The sequence below is a fragment of the Marichromatium gracile genome (assembly GCF_004343155.1).
Lineage (GTDB): Bacteria > Pseudomonadota > Gammaproteobacteria > Chromatiales > Chromatiaceae > Marichromatium > Marichromatium gracile.
Genome location: NZ_SMDC01000001.1, coordinates 486074 through 509819 on the forward strand (window position 1 = coordinate 486074; position 23746 = coordinate 509819).

General features: G+C 69.4%; 19 protein-coding genes. 5 read left to right on the plus strand and 14 right to left on the minus strand.

The window, feature by feature from the left end; genetic code table 11:
• Positions 1–8: 8 nt before the first annotated feature.
• Positions 9–761 carry a class I SAM-dependent methyltransferase gene (locus EDC29_RS02235; RefSeq protein WP_123139322.1) on the plus strand — a complete coding sequence of 251 codons (753 nt, stop codon included), beginning with the start codon at positions 9–11 and terminating at the stop codon, positions 759–761.
• Here EDC29_RS02235 and EDC29_RS02240 read toward each other — a convergent pair.
• The 3 genes from EDC29_RS02240 to EDC29_RS02250 form a co-directional block, all read right to left on the minus strand.
• Positions 758–1960 (minus strand): hybrid sensor histidine kinase/response regulator, encoded by a 1203-nt coding sequence (locus EDC29_RS02240; RefSeq protein WP_123143326.1) that lies wholly within the window; start codon positions 1958–1960, stop codon positions 758–760. The two genes, EDC29_RS02235 and EDC29_RS02240, sit on opposite strands and share 4 nt — an antisense overlap.
• 79 nt (positions 1961–2039) lie before the next feature.
• Positions 2040–5402 carry a hybrid sensor histidine kinase/response regulator gene (locus EDC29_RS02245; protein ID WP_132228363.1) on the minus strand — a complete coding sequence of 1121 codons (3363 nt, stop codon included), beginning with the start codon at positions 5400–5402 and terminating at the stop codon, positions 2040–2042.
• Positions 5403–5511: 109 nt separating this feature from the next.
• Entirely contained in the window at positions 5512–6654 is a 1143-nt protein-coding gene (locus tag EDC29_RS02250) for an alpha-hydroxy acid oxidase (protein ID WP_132228365.1), read from the minus strand.
• Positions 6655–6920: 266 nt separating this feature from the next.
• On the opposite strand from EDC29_RS02250, the gene EDC29_RS02255 reads away from it, so the two are divergent.
• The gene (locus tag EDC29_RS02255) at positions 6921–8576 is read left to right on the plus strand and encodes a methyl-accepting chemotaxis protein (protein WP_165913410.1); all 1656 of its coding nucleotides are present in this window, start codon (positions 6921–6923) and stop codon (positions 8574–8576) included.
• On the opposite strand, the gene EDC29_RS02260 is transcribed toward EDC29_RS02255, so the two are convergent.
• Both EDC29_RS02260 and EDC29_RS02265 read right to left on the minus strand, forming a co-directional pair.
• Positions 8566–9360: an ABC transporter ATP-binding protein gene (locus EDC29_RS02260; RefSeq protein WP_062271624.1), complete on the minus strand. Its 795-nt coding sequence runs from the start codon at positions 9358–9360 to the stop codon at positions 8566–8568. The two genes, EDC29_RS02255 and EDC29_RS02260, sit on opposite strands and share 11 nt — an antisense overlap.
• A gap of 10 nt (positions 9361–9370) precedes the next feature.
• On the minus strand, positions 9371–10186 hold the full coding sequence (locus tag EDC29_RS02265; RefSeq protein ID WP_223806166.1) for an ABC transporter permease: 816 nt from the start codon (positions 10184–10186) through the stop codon (positions 9371–9373).
• Between the two features lie 434 nt (positions 10187–10620).
• Here EDC29_RS02265 and EDC29_RS02270 point away from each other — a divergent pair, with 434 nt between their 5' ends.
• The 3 genes from EDC29_RS02270 to EDC29_RS02280 all read left to right on the plus strand — a co-directional run bounded on the left by EDC29_RS02270 (position 10621) and on the right by EDC29_RS02280 (position 14982).
• Positions 10621–11775 carry a GNAT family N-acetyltransferase/peptidase C39 family protein gene (locus EDC29_RS02270; RefSeq protein ID WP_243695629.1) on the plus strand — a complete coding sequence of 385 codons (1155 nt, stop codon included), beginning with the start codon at positions 10621–10623 and terminating at the stop codon, positions 11773–11775.
• The gene (locus EDC29_RS02275; RefSeq protein ID WP_132228367.1) at positions 11768–13276 is read left to right on the plus strand and encodes a RimK family protein; all 1509 of its coding nucleotides are present in this window, start codon (positions 11768–11770) and stop codon (positions 13274–13276) included. Before EDC29_RS02270 ends, EDC29_RS02275 begins: the two co-directional genes overlap by 8 nt.
• A gap of 185 nt (positions 13277–13461) precedes the next feature.
• The gene (locus EDC29_RS02280) at positions 13462–14982 is read left to right on the plus strand and encodes an RsmB/NOP family class I SAM-dependent RNA methyltransferase (RefSeq protein WP_132228369.1); all 1521 of its coding nucleotides are present in this window, start codon (positions 13462–13464) and stop codon (positions 14980–14982) included.
• Positions 14983–15207: 225 nt separating this feature from the next.
• Here the strand turns inward: EDC29_RS02280 and EDC29_RS02285 are convergent, their stop codons facing one another.
• The 9 genes from EDC29_RS02285 to gshB all read right to left on the minus strand — a co-directional run bounded on the left by EDC29_RS02285 (position 15208) and on the right by gshB (position 23370).
• Complete coding sequence (locus tag EDC29_RS02285; RefSeq protein ID WP_123141771.1) at positions 15208–16245, minus strand: type IV pilus twitching motility protein PilT; 1038 nt, start codon at positions 16243–16245, stop codon at positions 15208–15210.
• Positions 16246–16331: 86 nt separating this feature from the next.
• Positions 16332–17630 (minus strand): dihydroorotase, encoded by a 1299-nt coding sequence (locus EDC29_RS02290; protein ID WP_123141770.1) that lies wholly within the window; start codon positions 17628–17630, stop codon positions 16332–16334.
• Positions 17620–18621 carry an aspartate carbamoyltransferase catalytic subunit gene (locus EDC29_RS02295; protein ID WP_005223002.1) on the minus strand — a complete coding sequence of 334 codons (1002 nt, stop codon included), beginning with the start codon at positions 18619–18621 and terminating at the stop codon, positions 17620–17622. Before EDC29_RS02295 ends, EDC29_RS02290 begins: the two co-directional genes overlap by 11 nt.
• The gene (gene pyrR / locus EDC29_RS02300; protein WP_123141769.1) at positions 18618–19172 is read right to left on the minus strand and encodes a bifunctional pyr operon transcriptional regulator/uracil phosphoribosyltransferase PyrR; all 555 of its coding nucleotides are present in this window, start codon (positions 19170–19172) and stop codon (positions 18618–18620) included. The genes EDC29_RS02295 and pyrR overlap by 4 nt, the downstream gene beginning before the upstream one ends.
• The gene (gene ruvX / locus EDC29_RS02305) at positions 19129–19575 is read right to left on the minus strand and encodes a Holliday junction resolvase RuvX (RefSeq protein WP_005222999.1); all 447 of its coding nucleotides are present in this window, start codon (positions 19573–19575) and stop codon (positions 19129–19131) included. Before ruvX ends, pyrR begins: the two co-directional genes overlap by 44 nt.
• Before the next feature lie 29 nt (positions 19576–19604).
• Positions 19605–20168, minus strand: a complete 564-nt coding sequence (locus EDC29_RS02310; RefSeq protein ID WP_123141767.1) for a YqgE/AlgH family protein — start codon at positions 20166–20168, stop codon at positions 19605–19607.
• Positions 20169–20316: 148 nt separating this feature from the next.
• Complete coding sequence (locus EDC29_RS02315) at positions 20317–21273, minus strand: energy transducer TonB (RefSeq protein WP_132228371.1); 957 nt, start codon at positions 21271–21273, stop codon at positions 20317–20319.
• A complete protein-coding gene (locus EDC29_RS02320; RefSeq protein ID WP_123143431.1) occupies positions 21270–22352 on the minus strand; it encodes an FAD:protein FMN transferase in 1083 nt (360 codons plus the stop codon). The genes EDC29_RS02315 and EDC29_RS02320 overlap by 4 nt, the downstream gene beginning before the upstream one ends.
• A 61-nt stretch (positions 22353–22413) precedes the next feature.
• On the minus strand, positions 22414–23370 hold the full coding sequence (gshB, locus tag EDC29_RS02325) for a glutathione synthase (protein ID WP_132228373.1): 957 nt from the start codon (positions 23368–23370) through the stop codon (positions 22414–22416).
• Positions 23371–23746: the final 376 nt, after the last annotated feature.

The window sequence follows — 23746 nt, forward strand, 5'->3', positions numbered from 1 at the left end:
ACTGCCTCATGGTCGACACCAACCGTTACGGGCCATTGGCCGCCCGGGTCTATCACCTCGACAAGCCCATCGGGCGTTCCTTCGGTGACATCGAATACTATGCCGAGCGCCTGGCCGAGTGCCCGGGGCCAGTCCTCGAGCCGGCCGTCGGCAATGGTCGGGTGCTGATCCCGCTGCTGGAGCGCGGGCTCGACGTCCGTGGCGTCGACACCTCGGCGGAGATGCTCGCGCACTGTCGCGAGGCGTGCGCGACGCGCGGTCTGTCGGCACCGCTCGAACGGCAGGGCTTCGAGGACTTCTCCTCAGCCCTCGCGTTCGCGGCGATCATCGTCCCCGCCGGCTCCTTCCAGCTGATCACCGATCCCGGTCGGGCGCGTGCCGTGCTGCGCCGCTTCCGTGCCGCGCTGCGTCCGGGTGGGCGGCTGATCCTCGATCTCGAACCACTCTCGGCGCTGACCGCGCCGCCCGGCGCGGCGCGCCACTGGCGCGATGGCGCGGACCTGCTCACCCTGACCGAGCAACGGGTGGAGACCGATCCCGTGCGCCAGACGACCTGCTCCCAGCTCCGCTACGAGCTGTGGCGCGACGGCGCACTGGTCGCCACCGAGATCGACCTGTTCGCGCTGCGCTTCTGGGGGATACTGGAGTTCGAGCTGGCGCTGCGCGAGGCCGGGTTCGAGGCGGTCGAGGTCGCTGTCGATTATCGCCGCGGCGCCGCGCCGAGCGCACAGGCCGGGATGTTCACCTTCGAGGCGCGCTAACCGCCTTGGAGCCCGTGACCGGCCGGGCCGGGCACAGGCTGTCCGCGTCCGAGCCGCACGGCGAACCAGAAGGTGCTGCCTCGACCCGGCTCGCTGCTGCAGCCGGCGCCGCCGCCGAGTCGCTCGGCGATCTTCTTGACGGTCACCAGGCCGAGCCCCGAGCCTTCGTGGCGCCGGCTCATCGAGTTGTCGGCCTGCTCGAACAGGTTGAACAGACGTGCTCTCACCTCGGGGCCGAAGCCGACCCCGGTGTCGGTGACGGTGAAGCAGACCCTCAGGGCCTCGTCACTGCGCTCCTCGATCTGCATGGCGATCTCGATGCTGCCGTGTTCGGTGAACTTGATGGCATTGTCGAGATAGCAGTGCAGGGCGTGACGGATCCACTCGGCATCCCCGCTCACGGGCTCGTTCAGTGCCGCCACCCGGGTCTCGACGCTCAGTCCCTTGGCGCCGATCCGCGTTCGCAGCGGTGCGACGACCTCCTCGACCAGTGTCGCCGGGTCGAGCGGTTCGGGGTGGGTGGCGAGCATTCGCGAGTCGAGTTCGGTGACGCGCAGGACCGCATCGAACATGCCGGTCAGGCGATGTGCCGAGTCGACCACCTGATCGATCCAGGCGTTGCACTTGGGATTGTCGGGCTGGGTCTGGATGAGCTGCAGCAGACCGACGATCTGGTGCACCGGGGTGCGCATCTCGTGCGACATGTTGTGCAGGAAGTTGCTCTTGGCGCTGTTGGCCGCCTCGGCTGACTCCTTGGCCCGTTGCAGCTCGCCGGTGCGTTCGGCGACCTTGCGTTCGAGTGACTCGTTGAGTGCGAGCAGCGCCTGCTCCTGCTCCTTGAGCGCGAGCTGCAGGGCGATGCGTGATTCGAGCACGTCGAGGTTGACCGGCTTGTGGATGAAGTCGGCCGCGCCGCTGCGCAGGGCATCGGTCTCGCTCTCGGCAGTGTTGGCGGCGGTGACGAAGATCACCGGGATGGCCTGGGTGGCGGCATCCTGTTTCAGTCGCGCGAGGACCTCGTAGCCGTCCATGCCCGGCATCTTCACGTCGAGCAGGATCAGTGCCGGACGCTGGGCGTGGGCGAGCTGCAGTGCCTCCTCGCCGGAGGTCGCGGCGAGCACCTCGAAGCCCTGCATCAGGCGCTTGCCGATCACCAGGATGTTCTCCGGTGCGTCGTCGACGATCAGGATGGTCTTCACGCTGCGGCCTCGTGTCGTGTCCTGGTCCAGGGACGTCACCTGCCTCGTGCCGCCAGGTCTCGGCGCGGGGCATGGGCGTTCAGGTGCCGGGCGAGGCGCGCGATGACTCGATGATGTCGAGCGCCTGGTCGAAGTGCAGTGCCCGGATCGCCGCGTCCAGGGCGGCGAAGTCGGCGCTCGCGAGCGTCGCCTCGAGCCCGGGGGCGAGCGTCTCGAAGGTGGCCACCGCGGTGAGTCGGTGGGCGGCAAGGTCATCGCGCAGTTGTGTCAGCGCCTCTTCATCGACAGCAGCCACCGGATCGGGGGCGTTCGTCCCCGGCCTCGTCGCGCGCGCGTCTTCTTCCACATAAGGGTGGAGGCGGGTCTCGAGATCTCGAAGGGTCCGGGCGAGTTCGTCGAGAGGAGCGACGAGCGGTGCTGGGTCTGCTTGCCTGAGCTGGAGCTCGACCGACCGGGCCTGTTGTTGCAGCGCCTCGGCGCCGATCAGTCCGGCGTTGCCGGCGAGCTTGTGCAGCCGGTCGGCGAACGCCTGTCTGGTCGGCGCGTCGCTGGCCGGTGGGGGGGCTGCGCGGAGATCGGCAAACTCCCTGAGCAGGCTGCGACAGGTCGACCGGAACAGCGCCCAGTCGCCATCGAGTCTGGTCTCGACCTCGCGCATTCGCAGCCCCGGGATGGCCGGCCAGTGCGTCGCCGGTGCGGTCTCACCGGCGTACTGGGTGACCGGCAGCGCGGTGCCGCGCGCCAGTTCGATGTGACGGCGCAGGGTGCGCACCATCTGGTCGGGCTCGAAGGGCTTGGTGAGATAGTCGTTCATCCCCGCGGCGAGCGCGCGCTGGCGCTCGCTGGAGAGTGCCCCGGCGGTCAGCGCGATGACCGGCAGTTGCTCCAGACACAACTGGTTGCGGATCGCCCGGACCGTGGCGATACCGTCCATGATCGGCATCTGCACGTCGAGCAGCACCGCGTCGAAGCCTTGCTCCGGCTGGTCGAGCAGTTCGAGCACCTCCTGACCATTGGTGCAGGTTCGCACCTCGGCGCCCTGGCGCTCGAGGATACGGCGCGCGACATCGAGATTGAGCACGCTGTCGTCGACCAGCAGCACCCGGGTGCCCGGCAGCCATTGGATGTGGTTGGCGCCGAGACAGGTCCCCTCCAGCACCCGGTCCTGGAGGTCGGCGCGCTTGACCACCGCGGAGTTGACCTGGTTGAAGAGCGTCGAGCTGTCGACCGGCTTGACCATGATGCTGTCGGGCAGGTCGGCGTTGGGCTCGGCCTCGAGCGCCTCGGTGTCCTGGGCGGTGATCAGGATGGCGGCGGGGAGTTGGTCGGTGCCGATGCGGGTGCGTAGCCGGTCGAGGGCGGTGAGGCCGTCGAGTCCGGGCATCCGCCAGTCGACCACCAGACAGTCGACCGGCTGTTGCGAGGCGTCGCGCCCGAGCACATGGTCGATCAGCGCCTCGCCGTCGGCCACCCCCTCGGCGTGCCAGCCGAGCGAGGTGGCCATGGCGATCAGTGCCTCGCGCTGATCGGCGTCGTCCTCCGCGACCACCACCTCCAGGCGGCGTATCCCGCTCTCGAAGACCGCCAATTGGTCGGTGTCGGGCAGGTCGAGCGGGAGCTCGACGCGGAAGGTGCTGCCCACGCCCTCGGTGCTCTCCAGTGACACGCGTCCATCCATCTGCTCGACGGTCTGACGGACGATCGCCAGCCCCAGTCCGCTGCCGCCGAAGCGGCGAGTGGTGGACTCATCGGCCTGGACGAAGGGGGCGAACAGTCGCTCCTGGGCCGCCGCCGGGATGCCGATGCCGCTGTCCTCGACCTCCAGGCGGAGCAGGATGCGATGCTCGTGTCGGCTGGCGGTCGCGCGCAGCGTGATGCCACCACTGGCGGTGAACTTCACCGCGTTGGTCAACAGGTTGAGCAGCATCTGGCGCAGCCGGGTGGCGTCGCCGACGAGGATGTCGGGGACGGTGGTGGCGATGTTGAGGTCCACGGTCAGCCCCTTCTCCCTGGCCTGCTCGGAGACGATACGCAGCGACTCCCGGCAGAGGTTGCCGACGCTGAACGGGATCTGCTCGAGCACCAGCTCGCCGGCCTCGATCTTCGACAGGTCGAGGACATCGTTGACGATGCCGAGCAACGTCTTGCCGGCCGACTGGATCTTGGTGACATAGTCGCGCTGCTCGCCGCTGAGCGGCCCGATACCGAGCAGATGACCGAGCCCCAGCACCGCGTTCAGCGGGGTGCGGATCTCGTGACTCATGTTGGCGAGGAACTGCGACTTGGCGGCATTGGCCTGCTCGGCGGCGTCGCGGGCCCGCTCCATCGACTCCTTGAGCGCCAGCTGCAAGCGCGCCTCGCGCTGCAGCGCGGCCATGCGCGAGGAGAGCCAGGCGATGACCGCGATCAGCAGATAGGCGGTGGCATTGACCAGCAGGAAGTCGGACCAGGCGTTGTGCCGGATCTCGCCCAGTGCCTGGTCGAGCGGGTAGATCGCGTGCAGGGTCAGCGGCTTGCCGTCGCCGAGGCTGTAGATCCGTCGCGAGTCGACGATGAAGATGCGGTCGGTGTCTCGCGCGCGCATCAGCCGCGCGCCCTCGAAGCCGGCGGGGTACTCGGCGGGGGTGAGGAACGCGAAATCGCCCTGCCAGCCGGAGACCGGGCCGGGGGCGTATTCGTGCTGGAAGGCCGCGGCGCCGGGATGGAGCAGATAGTGACCATGACCATTGGTCAGGAAGTAGCGGGTGGCGTCGTCGCTGCGACCGAGTTCGTCGAGCAGGGCGCCGAACTCGTAGTTGACCACGACGACGGCGAAGGTCTCGCCGCGGGCGTTGGCCACCGGGGTCGAGACCCGTACCGTCGGTCGATGGGGCTCCTCGAGCCTGCCGTGTTCGCGGTTGAGTTCGATCTCCGAGACCACCAGGGTGCCGGGTGGGGCGGCGATGGCCTCGATGAAGTAGGGGCGGTCGCCCTTGTGCTGAAAGCTGTCCTCGGCGGGGATGCGGGGCGTGCCGCTGGCGTCGCGCTCGACGCGGATCAGCTCGAGACCGTCGCTGGCGGTGCCGATGAAGCGGGCCTGGAACACCCGTGGCTCGGCCCTGAGGAAGCCGAGATAGATCTGGTCGAGTCGGTTCTTCCACACCGAGAAGGTCTCGCCGTTGACCGGATCGACGCCACCGTGGAGCAGCACCCGGGCGATCCCCGGCACCGGTGGGACCGAGGCGAGGAACTCGGTCATCCGCTTGAGATGACTGATCTCGCGATCGAAGACCGTGGCCTTGAGCGCGAGCTGGCTCTGTTGCTGGAAGGAGATGGCGTTGAAGAAGGAGCGCCCGGACTGGACCTGGGCGTACCAGTAGGTGCCGAATGAAAAGGCCGCCGCGGCCATGATCGCCAGGGGCCATGCTGCACGCGATCTCAGTGTTCTTCCTGGCTCGACCATGGCGCCTCCGTGTCGCGGCGAGGAGTGTCGTTGAAGCTAGTCGATAATGCCGTGCTTCGCGACCTCCCGGTGTTCGGCGCGCTCGTGCCCCGATGATCTGCGTCGCGACTCAGTCGCGCATGACGATGTCGGCGGCAGTGATCTCGGCGATGTCGCGATGACCGATGAAGGCCATGGTCAGTTCGGTCTCCTCGTGGAGGATCTCGAGCATGCGGCTGACCCCGGCGCGGCCATCGGCGCCGAGCCCGTAGACCAGCGGGCGCCCGATCATCACCCCGCGCGCGCCGAGCGCGCGGGCGCGGATGACGTCCTGGCCGGTGCGCACGCCGCTGTCGAGCCAGACCTCGATGTCCCCGCCGACGGCCTCGACGATCTCCGGCAGCACGCTGATCGAGGAGCGCGCGCCGTCGAGCTGACGCCCGCCGTGGTTGGAGACGACGACGGCATCGGCGCCGAGCGCGACACAGGCGCGCGCGTCCTCGGCCTCCATGATCCCCTTGATGATCAGCGGCCCGTCCCACCACTCGCGATAGCGCTTGATGTCGTCCCAGCCGAGCTTGGGGTCGAAGGAGGCGGCGGTCCATTGCATCAGGTCGCGCATGTCCTCGACCCCGGTGGCGCAACCCTGGATGTTGCCGAAGCCGCGGTTGCGGGTGGCGAGCATGCCGAGCGCCCAGCGTGGACGCCGGGCGATATCGATGAGATTGGGCAGGGTCAGGCGCGGCGGTGCGGTCATGCCGTTGCGGTGATCGGCGTGACGCTTGCCGATCATCTGCAGGTCGAGGGTGAGCACCAGCGCCGAGCAGCCGACCGCGCGGGCGCGCTCGATCAGCTTGCGGGTGAAATCGCGATCGCGCTGAACGTAGAGCTGGAACCAGAACGGCTTGGTGGTGTGGCGCGCCACCGTCTCGATCGAGCAGATGCTCATGGTCGAGAGGGTGAAGGGCACGCCGAAGTCCTCGGCGGCCTGGGCGGCCTTGACCTCGCCGTCGGGGTGCTGCATGCCGAGCAGTCCCACCGGGGCCAGGGCGACGGGCATCCGCACCGGCTGGCCGACCAGGGTGGTGGCCAGGGTACGCGGTTCGAGATCGCGCGCCACGCGCTGGCGAAAGAGGATGCGCTGGAAGTCGGCGCGGTTGAGTGCGAGCGTCTGCTGGGTCCAGGAGCCCGACTCGCAGTAACCCTGGAACATCCTGGGGACGCGGCGATGATAGAGGCGTTGCAGGTCGGCGAGTTCGCAGATCACGGTCATGGTGAAGGGTCCTGTCGCTCAAAAACACGAGGCTACACCAAGATCTGCCCGCCGGGTCGGCGTGCCGGCATCGTGTCGACGGCGTGGATTCCGACGAGCGAGGGTTGAATCACGATCAGCGACACCAGTTACCAGTGGGGCAATGCGTTATTGCGGAACGGCTGACGGCGCCAGGCTCCGTCAGCCGAGCCCCCGAAGGTATGCGATCGATGTCGGTCGTTGAGAATGTTCACCCCTTTCAACTCGGACAGGATGGAGGCGTCTCCGTGCAATGGTTTCGTGACCTGAGCTTCCGCTGGAAGCTCGCCCTGCCGATCCTGCTCATCGCCGCGATCATGGTGGTGAACGCGCTCCTCGCCCTCAACGGTATCGCCGCCCTCAAGCGGGAGTCGCAGTCCGTCTCGCGTGGTTTCCTGCCCGGGATCGATGCCCTGATCGAGGCCGATCGCGATCTCTATCAGGCGCTGCTGGCCGAGCGGACTGCGCTCTTCGCCGCCCCGGGTACGCCCGAGTTCGCGGCGGCCCTGGCCTCGCACGAGGAGAACGCCGATCAGGCCAGGACCCGGGTGGGACGCTTCGCCACGGCGATCCGGCTGACCGGGATCGAGCGGCCCGAGGAGATCGAGACCCTGTTGCGAGGCTTCGATCAACTCTACGCTCAGTGGCTGGAGTCGAGCCGGCGGGTCATCCGGTTGCGCCAGGGCGAGGGGCGGGAGGGCGCCGAGGCTTTGAGTTACGGCACGGCCGCCACGCGCTTCGAGGAGATGCGCGAGGTGCTCGACACCCTGACCGAGCGCTCGCTCGTCGCCGCCGACCACGCCAGCGAACGGATCGATCAGGTGGCCCTGGGCTCGACCCTGTCGAGCCTGAGCGGGCTGCTGCTGGGGTTGGTGCTGTGCACGCTGCTGGCGGTGCTGTTTCCCGGCATGATCACCAGGCCGCTGTATCAGATCATCGCGCGGCTGGAAGACATCGCCCAGGGCGAGGGCGACCTGACGGTGCGCCTGAGCGCTGACAGGCGCGATGAACTCGGCCGTCTGGCGGCGGCCTTCAACCGCTTCGTCGACAAGCTCCAGGGGCTGATCGGGCGGATCGCCGGCGCCACCGCGCAGGTCGCTACCGCCGCAGAGCAGGTCTCGACCGTCACCGCCGAGGTCACCGACGCGCTCACCCAGCAGGAGGCGATGACCGATCAGGTGGCCACCGCGGCCAATCAGATGGCGACCACGGTGCAGGTGGTGGTGAGCAATACCAGCGAGGCGGCGCAGGCCGCCGCGCACGCCGATCGCGCCTCACGCGATGGCCAGGCGGTGGTCAATCAGACCGTCGATGCCATGGGGCGCCTGGCGCGCGAGGTCGAGGAGGCCGCCGAGGTGATCCGGCGTCTCGGCAGCGATACCGAGCAGATCGGCTCGGTGCTGGACGTGATTCGCGGCATCGCCGAGCAGACCAACCTGCTGGCGTTGAACGCCGCCATCGAGGCCGCGCGCGCCGGTGAGCAGGGACGCGGCTTTGCGGTCGTCGCCGCCGAGGTGCGGACCCTGGCCAGCCGCAGCCAGCAGTCGACCCAGGAGATCCAGACCATGATCGAGCGTCTGCAGTTGGCCGCGCGGCAGGCGGTCGAGGCGGTCGAGAGCGGTCAACGGCAGGCGCACCAGGGGGTCACCACCGCCAGCGGTGCCGGCGAATCACTGCAGTCGATCGCCGAGGCGGTCGGTCGGATCAACAGCATGAACGGCCAGATCGCGACCTCGTCGGAACAGCAGAGCGCGGTGACCGAGGACATCAGCCGCAACATCAGTCAGATCAGCGAGGTCATGCAGCGCACCGTCCAGGGCGCGCGTCACACCGCCGGGGCGAGCCAGGAACTCTCCAAGCTGGCCGTCGAGCTGCAGAGCCTGATCGGGCAGTTCAGGGTGTGATGATTGAGCGACCGCTCGTGACACGAGACAGACCGTACTGGGCGCGATACTCGGACAGGATGTCTTCCGTCGGGCCGGCGGCGATGATGCGCCCGTGCTCCATCAGCACCGATTTCTCGCACATGCTGCTGAGCAGTTCGTCGTCGTGCGACGAGAGCACGATGATCGAGACCTGCTCGGTGAAGCGTTGCAGGCGCTCGCCGGCCTTCTGCAGGAAGGCCGCGTCACTGGTTCCGATGCCCTCGTCGAGCAGCAGGATGTCGGGCGCGACCGAGGTCGAGATGGCGAAGGCCAGACGCATCTGCATGCCCGCCGAATAGGTGCGGATCGGCAGGTTGAGGAAGTCGCCGAGCTCGGTGAACTCGGCGATCTCGTCCATCTGCGCGCGGATCTGCTTGCGGGTGAGCCCGAGGAAGAGCCCGCGCAGCATGATGTTCTCGTAGCCGGTGCTCTCCTGGTCCATCCCCAGGCTGATGTCGAACAGCGGGACCGTGCTGCCCTGCAGCGCCACCCGGCCGCAGTTGGGCTCGTAGATGCCACCGAGCACGCGCAGCAGGGTGGTCTTGCCGGCGCCGTTGTGGCCGACCAGACCGACGCGCTCGCCGTCGCGCAGCGACAGGTTGATGTCCTGTAACGCCTCGACCACCGAGATGCGATTGCCGCCGGCGTCGGCGCGGATCTGTCCGCCGGTGGCGCTCTGCATCAGCCGGTTCTTCAGCGAGCGGGTGGAGGCGCTGTAGACGGGGAAGGAGACCGAGACGTCGGTCAGTTCGATCGAGGCCATGACGACTTCCTCAGACCCAGTAGGCGATGCGCCAGCGGTAGGCGGAATAGAACAGCAGGGTGACGGCCCAGCCGACCGCGGCGAGCAGCAGCACCGCCAGCCAGTTGGTGAGCGCCGGTGGCTGGCCGAGCAGCGGGGCGCGGATCACCTCGACCAAGTGGTAGAAGGGGTTGAGGTGCAGCAGCAGGGCGCGCCCGGGCAGCATCTCCGGCTTCCAGATCACCGGGGTGATGAAGAACAGCACCTGCACCATGCTGGCGATGATCAACGGCACGTCGCGGAAGCGGGCGCTGAGCAGCCCGAAGAACAGCCCGATCCACAGCCCGTTGAGCAGCAGCAGCGCCAGTGCCGGGAACACCCACAGCAGGCTCCAATCCCAGCTCACGCCGAACCACAGCGCCACCCCGACGAAGACCCAGATGTTGTGGGCGAAGGCGATCAGCGCCGACCACAGCTTGCGGTAGACATAGATCGACAGCGGCGCGTTGAGCTGCTTGATCATCCCCTCGGCGGCGATGAAGGCCTCGCTGCCGTCGAGGATGATCGCCGAGATCAGTCCCCAGATGACGAAGCCGGCGGCGAGGAAGGGCAGGTAGTCGTGCAGGTCCTGACCGAAGATCTGGCCGTAGAGCAGGCCCAGGGCGAGCACCATGATGCCCATCGAGATGGTGATCCAGAACGGCCCGAGCTTGGAGCGGCGATAGCGCTGACGGACGTCGTGCAGTCCGAGCGTTCCCCATAACTCGTAGTGCTTCCAGCCGTTGCGGACATCCGCGAGGGCATCGTGAATCTGTTCGCGGCGCAGACCATGACGGAACTGCCTCACGAGGGATGATCTGCCGCTGTCGGCATCTGTAGACATCAGGGTGGTTCCGGGAGCGAAGTCACGCGGTGGTGGCCGTGGACACTAAGTCGACCGGACACGTCCATGTTCGGCGTCGTGTCGGTCAGCCTCCACATCGCGCTAGAGGATGAGCATGCGGCATGCATCCCGGCGTCATCGCGCCATCGGGGAGTGCCTGCGTGCTTCAAGATTGAGTGAGGACCTATCTTAAAAAGTGCCCTTAGGTTCACCCCGGGCATTGCTGCGATGGGCGCGGGCCTAAGGAGAAAAAACGTTGCTGAGTATATCACGCCTCTTCGGGGGCCTGCTCCGGGTTCTTCCGCTGGGTCTGGCGGCTTTCGTCGGTCGCGCCCCTTGCGTTTCCCCGGCCACGCGCTAAAGTCAGCGCACTTCCTCCCTTGCGCGTGCCCCGACTCGTGCCCGACCCCGAACCCCATTCCCTCACGCCGCCGGTGTCCACCGGCGAGGCCAGCGTGCGTGCCGCCGCGCTCGCCGATCTCGACGAGCTGCTCCGCCTCGAGACCCAGTGTTTCACCAGCGACCGCATCAGTCGCCGGCAATGGCGCTATCTGCTCACCCGTGCCCGGGCGCACACCCTGGTGGTGACGCGTGCCGATCGGGTGGTCGGCTATGTGCTGCTGCTGTTCAGTCGCGCCACCTCGGTGGCGCGGCTCTACTCGATCGCCGTCGACCCCGACACCCGTGGCGAGGGCGTCGGCCGGACGCTGGTCGAGGCGGCCGAGCGTGCCGCCTGGGCGCAGGATCGCGCCTATCTGCGCCTCGAGATCCGGCGTGACAACCGCGCCTCGCAGGCGTTGTTCGAGGGCGCCGGCTATCGCCGCTTCGCGACGCGCGCCGATTACTACGAAGACCGCATGGCGGCGCTGCGCTACGAGAAGCCGCTGGCCCCGGGGTTGAAGCCGGCCTTCGATCGGGTGCCCTTCTACGAGCAGACCCTCGACTTCACCTGTGGCCCGGCCTCGCTGATGATGGCGATGCGGGCGCTGCGCCCGGCGCTGGTCCTCGACCGCGCCCTGGAGCTGCGGCTGTGGCGCGAATCGACCACCATCTTCATGACCTCGGGACACGGCGGCTGTGGCCCGCTGGGGCTGGCGCTGGCCGCCGATCGGCGCGGCTTCGCCGTCAGCGTCCACGTCAACGACCCCGGGGTGCCGCTGATCGACTCGGTGCGCAGCCCCGAGAAGAAGGCGGTGATGCGCCTGGTGCACGAGGACATGCTCGCCGAGGCCGGGCGGGTGGGCCTGGCGGTGCACTACGAGCGTCTGCCCCTGGAGGCGGTCGAGCGTCACTGGGAGGGCGGCGCGGTGCCGCTGGTGCTGATCAGCTCCTATCGCATCTATCAGGAGAAGTTCCCCCACTGGGTGGTGGTCACCGGGTTCGACGCGCGCTTCGTCTATGTCCACGACCCCTATGTCGACGCCGAGCGCGGCGAGACCCGGCTCGACTCGATGGACATGCCGATCCAGCGCGCCGAGTTCACCCGCATGGCCCGCTACGGGCGGGTCGGGCTGCAGGCGGTGGTGCTGGTGGCGGAGGCGCATCATGGCTGAGCACCTGCTGGTGGTGGAGCGTCCCGCGGCCTGGGCGGGGCGAATGCCGGGGGTGGCCGTGGTCGACGTGCGCGACTATCTCGCCGGTGGCGAGCATGCCGCGCGGCGCGGGCTGCGGGTGATCAATCTCTGCGACAGCTACCGCTATCGCTCGCTCGGCTACTACTGTTCGCTGCTCGCCGAGGCGCGCGGCCATCGCGTCCTGCCGAGCGTGGCGACCATCCAGGAGCTCTCCAGCCGGGCGCTCTATGCCCTGGCCACCGAGGAGCTGGACATCCGCGTACAGCGCCTGCTCGGCGCCCGGCGCAGCGCGGCGCCGATCGGCGCCGAGACCCATGTGCTCACGCTCTACTTCGGCCACTGCGAGGCCGAGGCGCTGCGCGCGCTGGGGCGGCGCATCTTCGAGACCTTCCCCTGCCCGATCCTGCGTGTGACCTTCCGCCGTCAGGGCGAGTGGCGGATCAGCGCGATCGAGGCCCTGCCGACCTCGTCGCTTCCCGACGAGCCCGCCCGTGCCGCGCTGCTCGCGGCGCTGGGCGCGCACCTGTCGCGCCGTTGGCGCCGCCCGCGCGCCCCGCACCCCTATCGCTACGACCTGGCGGTGCTGCGCGACCCGGAGGAGGAACTCGCCCCTTCGGACCCCGGCGCGCTGGCGCGGCTGGTCCGCGCCGGTCGGGCGCTGGGGGTCAACGTCGAGCTGATCGGGCGGCGCGACTACAGCCGGTTGGCCGAGTACGATGCGCTGTTCATCCGCGAGACCACCCGCATCGCCCATCACACCTTCCGCTTCGCCAAGAAGGCCGAGCGCGAGGGACTGGTGGTGATCGACGACCCACGCTCGATCCTGCGCTGCACCAACAAGGTCTATCTCGCCGAGCTGCTCGCCGCGCACCGCGTCCCGCGTCCGCGCACCCTGGTGTTGCGGCGCGAGACGCTGCTCGAGGCCGAGCGCGAGATCGGCTATCCGGTGGTGCTGAAGATCCCCGAGGGGTCGTTCTCGCGCGGGGTGTTCAAGGCCGAGGATCGCGCCGCGCTGCGGCGCATCGGTGCGCGGCTGTTGCGCGCCTCGGACCTGATCCTCGCTCAGGAGTATCTCTACACCCCCTTCGACTGGCGCATCGGCGTGCTCGGGCGCGAGCCGCTCTATGCCTGCAAGTACTTCATGAGCCGGGATCACTGGCAGATCGTCAAGCACGGGGTCGACGGCGGGTGTGAGGAGGGCGGGTTCGAGACCCTGGCGCTGGAGGCGGTGCCCCAGGCGGTGCTACGGGTGGCGCTGCGCGCGGCCGAGCCGATCGGCGACGGGCTCTATGGCGTGGACATCAAGGAGACGTCGCGCGGTCCGGTGGTGATCGAGGTCAATGACAACCCCAGCATCGACGCCGGCGTCGAGGACGCGGTGCTGGGCGATGCGCTCTATCGTCGACTGATCGAGTTCTTCGTGTGCCGCCTCGACCGTCAGCGCCAGCGCGGCGAGCCGCGCAGGGCCAAGGGGGCGTAGGGCGGGCGCGCGGCGCCGCGCCCAAACCCTTGGCGGCCTTCGCGGCCGCGCGGTTCAATCCCCTGACGGCTGGCCTTGTCGCGGGCGCTTCTCTATCATCGGTCGCCTTCGCTCCGTCCCGTGTCGCCGCGCGGCCCCGTCCGTGCCGGGCGTGCGCGGGTTTCCTGTCACCGAGTACCCGATCCATGACCGACCGATCCCCCCGCGGCAGCGCTGCCGCGTCGTGTACCCCGGCGCAGATCGCCGCCTCCGCGCTGACCCGTTACCGTGACCTGATCGATGACTGGGGCGCCTTCGTCGCCGCCCTCGGGCGTCCACTGGCGCCCTGCATCTGGGCCAACCCGACACGGATCTCGGTGGCCGGGCTGGCGGCGCTGCTCGCCGAGGAGGGGGTCGCGGCCGAGCCGCTGGCGGCGCTGCCCGGCGCGCTGCGTCTCGCCCCCGAGGCGCGCACCGGTCAGCACTGGTGGTATTGCGCGGGGCTCGCGCACGCCCAGGAGCTGGTCTCGCAGCTGCCGGCGCTGCTGCTCGATCTCGCCCCGGGACAGCGGGTGCTCGACATGTGCGCCGCCCCCGGTGGCAAGACCGCGCAGATCGCCTTCGCCCTCGGCAACCGTGGCACCCTGGTCGCCAACGACATCTCCAGCGATCGCATCAAGGCGCTGCAGGGCAATCTCGACCGGCTCGGGGTGATCAACGTCAGCACCACCTGCAAGGATGCCTCGAACTGGCCGCTGCGCGGTGGTCAGTTCGACCGCATCCTGCTCGACGCGCCCTGTTCGAGCGAGGGCACGCTCAGGCGTACCCCCTCGCTGCTCGGCAGGCTGGGGCCGGAGAACGCCGCGCGGCTCGCGCCCAAGCAGCGCTTGCTGCTGGAGAAGGCGGTGCGGCTGCTGCGCCCCGGCGGGCGACTGGTGTACTCGACCTGTACCTTCGCCCCGGAGGAGAACGAGCTGGTGCTCGACGCGGTACTCGCCGCCGCGGGCGAGGGGCTGCGGCTGTTGCCGGCGGCGCTGCCCGGTATCCGCTGCGCGCCGGGGCTCACCGAGTGGCAGGGGCGCGCGCTCGATCCGCGGCTCGCCGGCTGCATGCGTATCTGGCCGCACCACAACGACAGCGGCGGTTTCTTCATCGCGGTGCTGGAGAAGCCCGCCGAGGTCGCGGCGAACCGTCAGGGCCATGTGCCGGTGACGCCGCCCGGCGATCCGGCCGAGATCGCCCCCTGGCTGGAGGGGGTGGCGTCGCGCTACGGCCTGCCCGAGGACATCTGGGCACGCTATCGGGTGCACCGCCAGACCAAGCGCGGTCTGCACCTGAGCGCCGCCGATCACTGCCCGCCGCGGGCGCCGCGTCCCGAGGCCAGCGGCCTGTTCTTCCATCGCACCAATGTACGCCCGCCCAAGCCGACCACCGCCGGGGCGCTGCTGCTCGGGCGCGAGGCGAGCGCGCACCGCATCGAACTCGACGCCGAGCAGCGCGATCGTTACCTGCGCCGCGAGACCTTCGCGCCACACCCCGAGCAGCTCGCCGCCGGCGCCTATGGCCAGGTGGTCGCGAGCTATCGCGGGCACGTGCTGGGGATGGCCGTGGTGCACCGCTCCGGGGTGGTCGAGAGCCTGTTCCCGAGCCGCTGGAGCGGCTGTACCGCGGCATCGGGCGGTCAGCCCTCAGCCACCAGCCCTCAGCCGCCAGCCACCAGTAATTGAGGCTCGGCGGCTTGCCTTCAGCCGCCAGCGGGTGCGTTATCGTCGCATCATTTAGAGAGAATGAACCGCCAAGACGCGAAGGGCGCGAAGGGATCGCAAGGATGAAGGGGGCGAGCGGTGTGCGCGCTTTTCGGCCTCTAGTTTCAGCCGCAGTCGCCTTTGAGCAGCTCGCTCCAAACCCTTAGCGACCTTGGTGTCTTCGCGGTTCAATAATCCCCCGGCCGCTTACATGAAGCTGTCCTTGTTCTGCGCCTTCTGGGTGGCGTCCTTGCGGCTGATCACGCCGCGCTGCACCAGTTCCTTGAGGTTCTGATCCAGGGTCTGCATGCCGTGGGCCTGGCCGGTCTGGATCGCCGAGTACATCTGCGCGACCTTGGCCTCGCGGATGAGGTTGCGGATCGCCGGGGTGCCGATCATGATCTCGTGCGCCGCCACCCGGCCGCCGCCGATCTTCTTGAGCAGGGTCTGGGCGATGACCGCGCGCAGCGACTCCGAGAGCATCGCGCGCACCATCTCCTTCTCGGCGGCGGGGAAGACGTCGATGATGCGGTCGATGGTCTTGGCCGCCGAGGTGGTGTGCAGGGTGCCGAACACCAGGTGACCGGTCTCGGCGGCGGTGAGTGCGAGACGGATGGTCTCGAGGTCGCGCAGCTCGCCGACCAGGATGATGTCCGGGTCCTGACGCAGCGCCGAGCGCAGCGCCTCGCTGAAGCCGAGAGTGTCGCGATGGACCTCGCGCTGGTTGACCAGACACTTCTTGCTGGCGTGGACGAACTCGATCGGGTCCTCGATGGTGAGGATGTGGGCGTAGTCGTTGTCGTTGAGGTGGTCGATCATCGCCGCCAGCGTGGTCGACTTACCCGACCCGGTGGGGCCGGTGACCAGCACCAGGCCGCGCGGCACGTTGACGATCTCCTTGAAGATCGCCGGGGCGTGGAGGTCCTCGAGGGTGAGGACCTTGGAAGGGATGGTGCGGAACACCGCACCGGCACCGCGCTTCTGGTTGAAGGCGTTGACACGAAAGCGCGCCACCCCGGGGATCTCGAAGGAGAAGTCGGTCTCGAGGAACTCCTCGTAATCCTTGCGCTGCTTGTCGTTCATGATGTCGTAGACAAGCGAGTGCACGGCGCGATGGTCGAGCGCCGGGACGTTGATCCGACGCATGTCGCCGTCGACCCGGATCATCGGCGGCAGACCGGCCGAGAGGTGGAGGTCGGAGGCGTTGTTCTTGACGCTGAAGGCGAGGAGTTCGGCGATGTCCACGGCGGCGGTCTCCGTCCGGTTGTCGATGGTGCCCGGGTCCATCCGTGGCGCCGCCGAGCAGGGCGGCGCCACGGTGGGGCGCGGGCTCAGTCCTGCTCGACGCGCTCGAAGACGACGCGCCCGCCGAGCAGGGTCCAGCTCACGCGTCCGTGCATCTCGGTCCCGATGAAGGGGGTGTTGCCGGCGCGACCGAGCAGGGTCTCGGGCGTCAGCGTCCAGCGCGCCTCGGGGTCGAGCACGCAGACGTCGGCGATCTCGCCGATGCCGAGTCGGCCATAGGGCTGGTCGACGACCCCGGCCGGTCCCGTGGTGAGCCGGGCGATCATCTCGGGCAGCCCGATCACGCCCTCCTCGACCAGTCGCAGCGCGAGCGGCAGCAGGGTCTCGAGCGCGGCGATCCCGGGATCGGTCTCGGGGAAGGGGGCGAGCTTGGCGTCGGCGTCGTGGGGCTGGTGGTCGGAGCAGACCGCCTCGAGGTCGCCGTTGACCACGGCCGCACGCAGCGCTTCGCGATCGGCCAGGGTGCGCAGCGGCGGCAGCAGATGACAGTTGGCGTCGAGCCCGGCGAGGTCGTCCTCGGTGAGGAACAGCTGGTGGATGCTGACATCACCGCTGGCGCGCACGCCGCGGCGCCGCGCCTCGGACAGCAGGGCCACGGCACGCGCCGTCGACAGACCGCGGAAGTGGATGCGCGCGCCGGTCTGCTCGGCCAGCGCCAGACCGCGGGCGACGGCCAGGGTCTCGGCGGCCTCGGGGATGGCGGGCAGGCCGAGTCGGGCGCTGATGCGGCCCTCGTGGGCGCAGCCACCGGCACTCAACTCGGGGTCGAGCGGGTGGAGGAACACCGGCATGGCGAAGGAGGCGGCGTACTCGAGCGCGCGGCGCAGCACGTGGGTGCTGCGGATCGGGCGCTCGGCCTCGCCGAGCGCCGGGCAGCCGGCGCGCTTGAGCGCGGCCATCTCGGCCAGGGTCTCGCCCTTGAGCCCGCGGGTCAGTGCGCCGATCGGCAGCACCCGGGCATAGCCGTTGCGGTTGGCCGTCTGCTGGATGAGCTGCGCCACCGCCGGGGTATCGATCACCGGCTGGGTGTCGGGCGGACAGCACAGGGTGGTGATCCCCGAGGCGGCGGCGGCGCGGGTCTCGCTGGCGATGGTCGCCTTGTGCTCGTGACCGGGCTCGCGCAGCCGCGCCGAGAGGTCGACCAGGCCGGGCAGCACCAGCCTGCCGCTGGCGTCGAGCGTGCGGTCGGGCTGGAAACCGGAGGGCGCGGCGCCGATGGCGGCGACCCGGCCCTCGGCGATGTGCAGGTCGGTCTGGCTGTCGATGCCGGAGGCCGGGTCGATCAGCCGACCGTTGCGAATGGTGATCTTGGGACTACTGGCCATCGGTGGCTCCGGCGCTCTGGGAATGCTGCAGGTTCTGGTTGCCGAGACACATCGACATCACCGCCATGCGCACGGCGATGCCGTTGCTGACCTGCTCGAGGATCACCGAGCGCTCGCCGTCGGCGACCTGGGAGTCCATCTCGACCCCGCGGTTGATCGGGCCGGGGTGCATCACGATCGCCTCGGGGTGGGCGACGGCGAGACGCTCCTCGGTCAGGCCGTAGAGCCGGAAGTACTCGTGCTCGCTCGGCAGCAGGGCGCTGCTCATGCGCTCGCGCTGCAACCGCAGCATGATCACCACGTCGACGTCACGCAGTCCCTCGCGCAGGTCGTGGCACACCCGCACCCCGAGCGCCTCCTCGGCCTGGGCCGGGATCAGGGTGCGCGGACCGATCACCCGCACCTCGGGGACGCCGAGGGTGTGCAGGGCGATGATCTGCGAGCGCGCCACCCGCGAGTGCAGGATGTCGCCGATGATCGCCACCCGCAGCTGGCTGAAATCGGCCTTGTGGCGATGGATGGTGAGCATGTCGAGCATCGCCTGGGTGGGGTGGGCGTGACGCCCGTCACCGGCGTTGACCACGCTGACGTGTGGTGCGGCGTGATCGGCGATGAAGTGCGCCGCGCCGCTGGTGGCGTGACGCACCACGAACATGTCGACGTGCATCGCCTCGAGGTTGCGCAGGGTGTCGAGCAGGGTCTCGCCCTTGGCGGTCGCCGAGGTGGAGATGTTGAGGTTGAGCACGTCGGCCGAGAGCCGCTTGGCGGCCAGCTCGAAGGTGGTGCGGGTGCGCGTGCTGGTCTCGAAGAAGAGGTTGGCGATGACCTTGCCGCGACACAGCGGGACCTTCTTCACCGCCTGGTCGGAGACGCCGAGGAAGCCGCTGGCGCGGTCGATGATCTCGTGCAGCAGCGCAGCATCCAGTCCCTCGAGGGTGAGGAAGTGGCGGAGCTTGCCGTTGGCGTGGAGCTGAGGGGTCAGTGCGCTCATGCCTGCGCCCCCTGATCGTCGCTGTCCGGGGTGTGCCCGAGCAGCATCACCAGCGGCTCGGGACCGCTGAGCTTGATCTGGGTGTCGGGGTCGAGCTGGGCGCGCAGACCGACGACGTCGGCGGCGATCGGCAGCTCGCGCTCGGCCTCGCGCTCGGCGAGGGTGGCGAGGGTCACCGAGGCCGGACGACCGTAGTCGAACAGCACGTTGAGCGCGGCGCGGATGGTGCGCCCGCTCTGCAGCACGTCGTCGACCAGGATCAGGTGACGGTCGTCGACCCCCACCGGCAGGTAGGATGGATGGACCTGGGGGTGCAGGCCGATGCGGGTGAAATCATCGCGATAGAAGGAGATGTCGAGATGACCGAGCGGGGCCTCGAGTCCGAGACGGGCGTGCAGCCGATCGGCGACCCACACGCCGCCGGTGTGGATGCCGATCATCAGCGCGTCGTCGATCGCGCGTCGCTTGAGCAGGTCGGCGAGATCGTCGGCCATGCGGGCGATGGCCTCATCGATCTGCGCGGCGTCCTTCCAGATGTTGGTGTTGCTCACAGAGCCAGGTTTCCAGGATGAGGGCCGCCGCGAATGCATCGACGGCGTCCGGCGTTGTCGATTTGGCTGTTGCGGGTCCTTCTGCGATCAGCCGTTGGGCCTCGAGCGAGGTCAGGCGCTCGTCGATCAGATGGACCTCGAGCCCGAAGCGGCCATTGAGCTGACGGGCGAAGCGGTGCACCCGTCCCGACCAGTCGACCTCGGTGTCGTCCATGTTGAAGGGTAGACCGACCACCAGCGCCTCCGGCTGCCACTCGCGAATCAGCGACTCGATACGAGGCCAGTCGGGTTTTTCCTGGCGGTTGCGCAGGGTGGTCAGCGGGGTGGCCGAACGGGTCACCGTCTGACCGACGGCGATGCCGATCTTGCGCGTCCCGAAGTCGAAGCCGAGCAGGGTTGCCATGGGTGCTCCAGATCGCGCTCGCCGCGCGCTCAGGCGTGGCCGGCTTCGCCGCTGAGCAGGTTGAGATCGACCCCGAGCAGCTGCGCCGCGGCCAGCCAGCGCTCGCCGGTATCCATGTGGAAGATGATGTCGTCGCTCGCCGGGCCGTTGAGCCAGGCGTTGGCGCTCATCTCCTGTTCGAGCTGACCGGCGCCCCAGCCGGCGTAGCCGAGGGCCACCAGGCTGCGTTCCGGTCCGTCGCCGCGGGCGATCGCCTCGAGCACGTCGCGCGAGGTGGTGACGCTGATCTCCTCGGTGATGCCGAGGGTCGAGTCGTAGGTCGGCCCGGCGGCGTGCAACACGAAGCCGCGGTCGGTCTGCACCGGTCCGCCCTGATAGACCGGGCTCGCCTGCAGCTCGGCGTCGTCGGTGGGGATCTCGAGCTGCGCGAGCAGCTCGCCGAGGGTCACTTCCAGCGGGCGATTGATGACGATGCCCATCGCACCCTGCTCCGTGTGCTCGCAGACATAGGTCACGGTACGCGCAAAGTTGGGGTCCTGAAGACCCGGCATCGCGATCAGGAAGTGATTGGTCAGTGAGGAGCTGTAGGCCATGGCCCCTAGTATCCGGTGCGGCGCAACCCGAGGCAAGTGCGAGGATGCGCCGCTCGGCGCCGCCTTGACCGAAGGGGTGCGGTTGATGTGGTTGCGGATGGTCCGAGCCGTACCCCTTCGGTCTGGATGGATGGCACCGCTCACGCGATTACTGCTCCCAGCCGAGGGTGTCGCCGCGCATGAACTGCCAGTTGCGGACGATGTCGAGCACGTCGGTCTCGGCGGCGATGTCCGGCGGGAAGGGCGAGAAGGGCGCGGCCAGCTCGACGATGCGCACCGCCGCCTGGTCGAGCAGGTCGTAGCCCGACGAGCGGACCACCCGCACCTGGACGAGACTGCCGTCGGCGCGGATCGAGACGTGCAGCAGCAGACTGCCGTAGATGCGCTGTTCCTTGGCCGCCTGGGGGTAGTTGATGTTGCCGATGCGCTCGACCTTGCGCGTCCAGGCGGCGAGATAGCTGGCGTAGCGGATCTCGCGGGTGCTGGTGCTCACCGCGCGTCGGCGCAGCCCGTCGGGTTGCTCGAGTCCGGGTGCCGGTTGTGCGGCCAGTCGGGCGACGGTGCGATCGCGACTGGCGAGGATCTGCGCGGCGTCGATCGCTGGTGGCTGCGGCAGTGGTGGTGGCAGTGGCTGGGGCGCGGCGCCTGGGCGGTCGCTGCCTTCGAGGCTCAGTGCGGTGAGCGGGGCGGGTGCCGTCGGCGGGGGCGCGGGGGGCGAGGGGGCCTGCGCCGTCTCGGTGTCGGGTGGCGGCGGGACGGGCGCGAGCGCGCCCGGGGGCGGCGTCTCGCCATCGCCTTCCTGGCTGTGTGCGGCATCGCCGTGGATCGACTCGCCGCTGCGGTTGCGCAGCCCGCCGGGGGCCTCGGGCTGAGGCTGATCGGTGTTGCTCGGGCTCTGTACCAGCAGCACCTCGAGCGCCGAGTCCGGGATCGGGCGCTGCTGCGCTGGCATGGGACGCGCGGCGAGCGCGAGCAGTGCCGCCAGGTGCAGCAGGACGGCGGCGCCGAGTGCGAGCGCCAGGGTACGGTTGTCGCCCTTGGGCGAGGGCGGGGTCAGCAATTCTGCCGGCAGCGAGGCCGGTGACGGGGTCGGGCGATCGGTCATGGGGCGATGGTTGCAGCCTCGGTGGTGATCGGGTTGACGCGGTGGATGCGGGCGCCCGGGTCGATGCGCTCGAGCCGGCTCCACAGCGCCTGGGTGACATGGACCTCGCCGCTGCGATCGATCAGCAGCGCCTCGGTCACCCCCATCCGCTGTGCGACCTCGAGCCAGTGCTCTGGACCGGCGACGAAGAGCGCGCGGGCGGCCACGGTGGCGCTGGCCAGATCGGGCAGGAGCACGGTGACCGCACGAGTGGCGCGCGCCGGGCGACCGCTGCGCGGGTCGAGCACGTCATGATAGATCCTGCCCTGGTGGATGAAGTCGCGCTGGTGGTCGGCCACGGTGCCCAGCGCCTCGTCGCGGCGCAGCGCGACGATGGCGAGCACCCCGGAGCCACCGGCGCGCAGGATCGGCACCCGCCAGGGTTGGCCGCCACGGTCGCCGCTGGCGCGCCAGTCGCCGTCGCGCTGGATCAGGGCGTTGACGATGCCCAACTCGTGCAGCCGCGCGATCGCCAGGTCGACGGCCAGCGCCGGTGCCAGCCGACCGAAGTCGAGCCGGGTCCCGGGCGCGGCGGCGCGGATCTCGATGCCGTCGAGTTCGATCTGGTCGATGCGCGGTGCCGAGTTGAGCAGTGTCTCGAGCTGCCGCTGGGTCGGCGGCGCGGCGCGTGGCGGGACGCGATCGAATCCCCAGAGCGTGATCAGCCCGCCGAGGGCGGGATTGTAGAGCCCTTCGCTCTGTGCGGCGAGCCGCTGCCCGGTGCGCAGCAGCGGCAGTACCGAGGGTGGCGCGGTGACCGGTGCGCCGGTGGCCAGTCGGCGGTTGAGGTCGGCCAGGGCGCCCGGCGTCCACGGGTTCCAGGCTCGGGTGCGGAAGGCGAGATCCTCGGCGAGTTCCGCCCGGGCGCGTCTGGCCTGCTCGGGCGCGACCCCGACCAGGGTGAGGTCGAGCGATTCGCCGAAGGCCTGCAGCCTGGTGGTGTTCACCGGCGTGGCCTCGCGGCAGCCGCCGAGTGCGAGCAGCAGCAGTGCCAGCAGGGCGGGGCGGACGACGACCGACAGGGGGTGCGTGAACGACATGGGGCACTCCTCGGGGTTGCGGCGGTCTGGTGCGGCCGGCCCTGAGGGGCGCGATCCCGGATCAGTCCCGGGCGTCGAGTCGGGCCGCGATGCGATCCATCAAAGCGCCAGCGATATCGAGCCCGTGGGCGGCGTCGAGTTCGCGGATGCAGGTGGGGCTGGTGACATTGATCTCGGTGAGATGATCGCCGATCACGTCGAGCCCGGCGAACAGGATGCCGCGCGCGCGCAGCTCGGGGCCGACCTGGGCGGCGATCCAGCGTTCGCGCTCGCTCAGTGCCCGCGCCTCGGCGCTGGCCCCGGCGGCGAGATTGCCGCGGCTCTCGCCGGGCGCGGGGATGCGCGCCAGACAATAGGGTATCGGCTCGCCGTCGACCATCAGGATCCGCTTGTCGCCGTCGGCGATCTCGGGCAGATAGCGCTGTGCCATGCAGTAGCGACGGCCATGCAGGGTCAGGGTCTCGATGATGACACCGAGATTGGGGTCGTGAGCGCCGACCCGGAACACCGAGGCCCCGCCCATGCCGTCGAGCGGTTTGAGCACGATCTCGCCGTGGTGCCCGAGAAAGGCGCGGATGTCGGTGGCGCTGGCGGTCACCAGGGTCGGCGGGGTGCACTGCGGGAAGCGCGCGGTGAACAGCTTCTCGTTGGCGTCGCGCAGGCTGCGCGGGTCGTTGACCACCAGACAGCCGGCGGCCTGGGCGTGCTCGAGCAGATAGGTCGAGAACACGTACTCCATGTCGAACGGCGGGTCCTTGCGCATCAACAGGGCATCGAGCGCGCCGAGCGGACGGACCTCGGGCTCGCCGAGTGTGTACCAGTCGGCGGGGTCGTCGCGGACCTCCAGCGGGCGCATCCGCCCGAGCGCGCGATCGCCGTCGAGCGCGAGGTCGCCGAGCTCCATGTACCAGGGGCGCCAGCCACGCCGCTGCGCCGCCAGCAGCATGGCGAGGCTGCTGTCCTTCTTGGTGTTGATCGACCCGATCGGGTCCATCACGATGCCGATGTCGATGCTCATGGAGGCAGTGTACTGCAGCCACCAGCCACCAGCCACCAGCCACCAGCGACCAGCGACCAGCCGCCAGCGACCAGCCGTCAGCTACCAGCTACCAGTCGCCAGCCGCTAGATACCAGTGATGGGCTGGTCGTTAGCTACCAGTCGCCAGCCACAGGTGCCAAGCTTCCTCGCTGGAGGCTGGAGGCTGGAGGCTGGAGGCTGGAGGCTGGAGGCTGGAGGCTGGAGGCTGGAGGCTGGAGGCTGGAGGCTGGAGGCTGTGGACTCACATTCGTGCGCCGGCGGGCAAATGCCGCCTGGCGATGACGCGCGCAGCGCTGCTAGACTTGCTGCGTCGATAGTCGGCTGGGCCGTCATCGACGAGAGCCCTCCTGCGCGC

Coding starts and splice junctions, on each gene's coding strand:
- EDC29_RS02320 (WP_123143431.1), bottom strand. CDS start 22,352: ATGTCGTTCACGCACCCCCTGTCGGTCGTCGTCCGCCCCGCCCTGCTG.
- EDC29_RS02235 (WP_123139322.1), top strand. CDS start 9: ATGGTCGACACCAACCGTTACGGGCCATTGGCCGCCCGGGTCTATCAC.
- EDC29_RS02280 (WP_132228369.1), top strand. CDS start 13,462: ATGACCGACCGATCCCCCCGCGGCAGCGCTGCCGCGTCGTGTACCCCG.
- ruvX (WP_005222999.1), bottom strand. CDS start 19,575: ATGGCAACCCTGCTCGGCTTCGACTTCGGGACGCGCAAGATCGGCATC.
- EDC29_RS02275 (WP_132228367.1), top strand. CDS start 11,768: ATGGCTGAGCACCTGCTGGTGGTGGAGCGTCCCGCGGCCTGGGCGGGG.
- EDC29_RS02250 (WP_132228365.1), bottom strand. CDS start 6,654: ATGACCGTGATCTGCGAACTCGCCGACCTGCAACGCCTCTATCATCGC.
- EDC29_RS02295 (WP_005223002.1), bottom strand. CDS start 18,621: ATGAGCGCACTGACCCCTCAGCTCCACGCCAACGGCAAGCTCCGCCAC.
- EDC29_RS02310 (WP_123141767.1), bottom strand. CDS start 20,168: ATGGCCTACAGCTCCTCACTGACCAATCACTTCCTGATCGCGATGCCG.
- gshB (WP_132228373.1), bottom strand. CDS start 23,370: ATGAGCATCGACATCGGCATCGTGATGGACCCGATCGGGTCGATCAAC.
- EDC29_RS02290 (WP_123141770.1), bottom strand. CDS start 17,630: ATGGCCAGTAGTCCCAAGATCACCATTCGCAACGGTCGGCTGATCGAC.
- EDC29_RS02315 (WP_132228371.1), bottom strand. CDS start 21,273: ATGACCGATCGCCCGACCCCGTCACCGGCCTCGCTGCCGGCAGAATTG.
- EDC29_RS02260 (WP_062271624.1), bottom strand. CDS start 9,360: ATGGCCTCGATCGAACTGACCGACGTCTCGGTCTCCTTCCCCGTCTAC.
- EDC29_RS02245 (WP_132228363.1), bottom strand. CDS start 5,402: ATGGTCGAGCCAGGAAGAACACTGAGATCGCGTGCAGCATGGCCCCTG.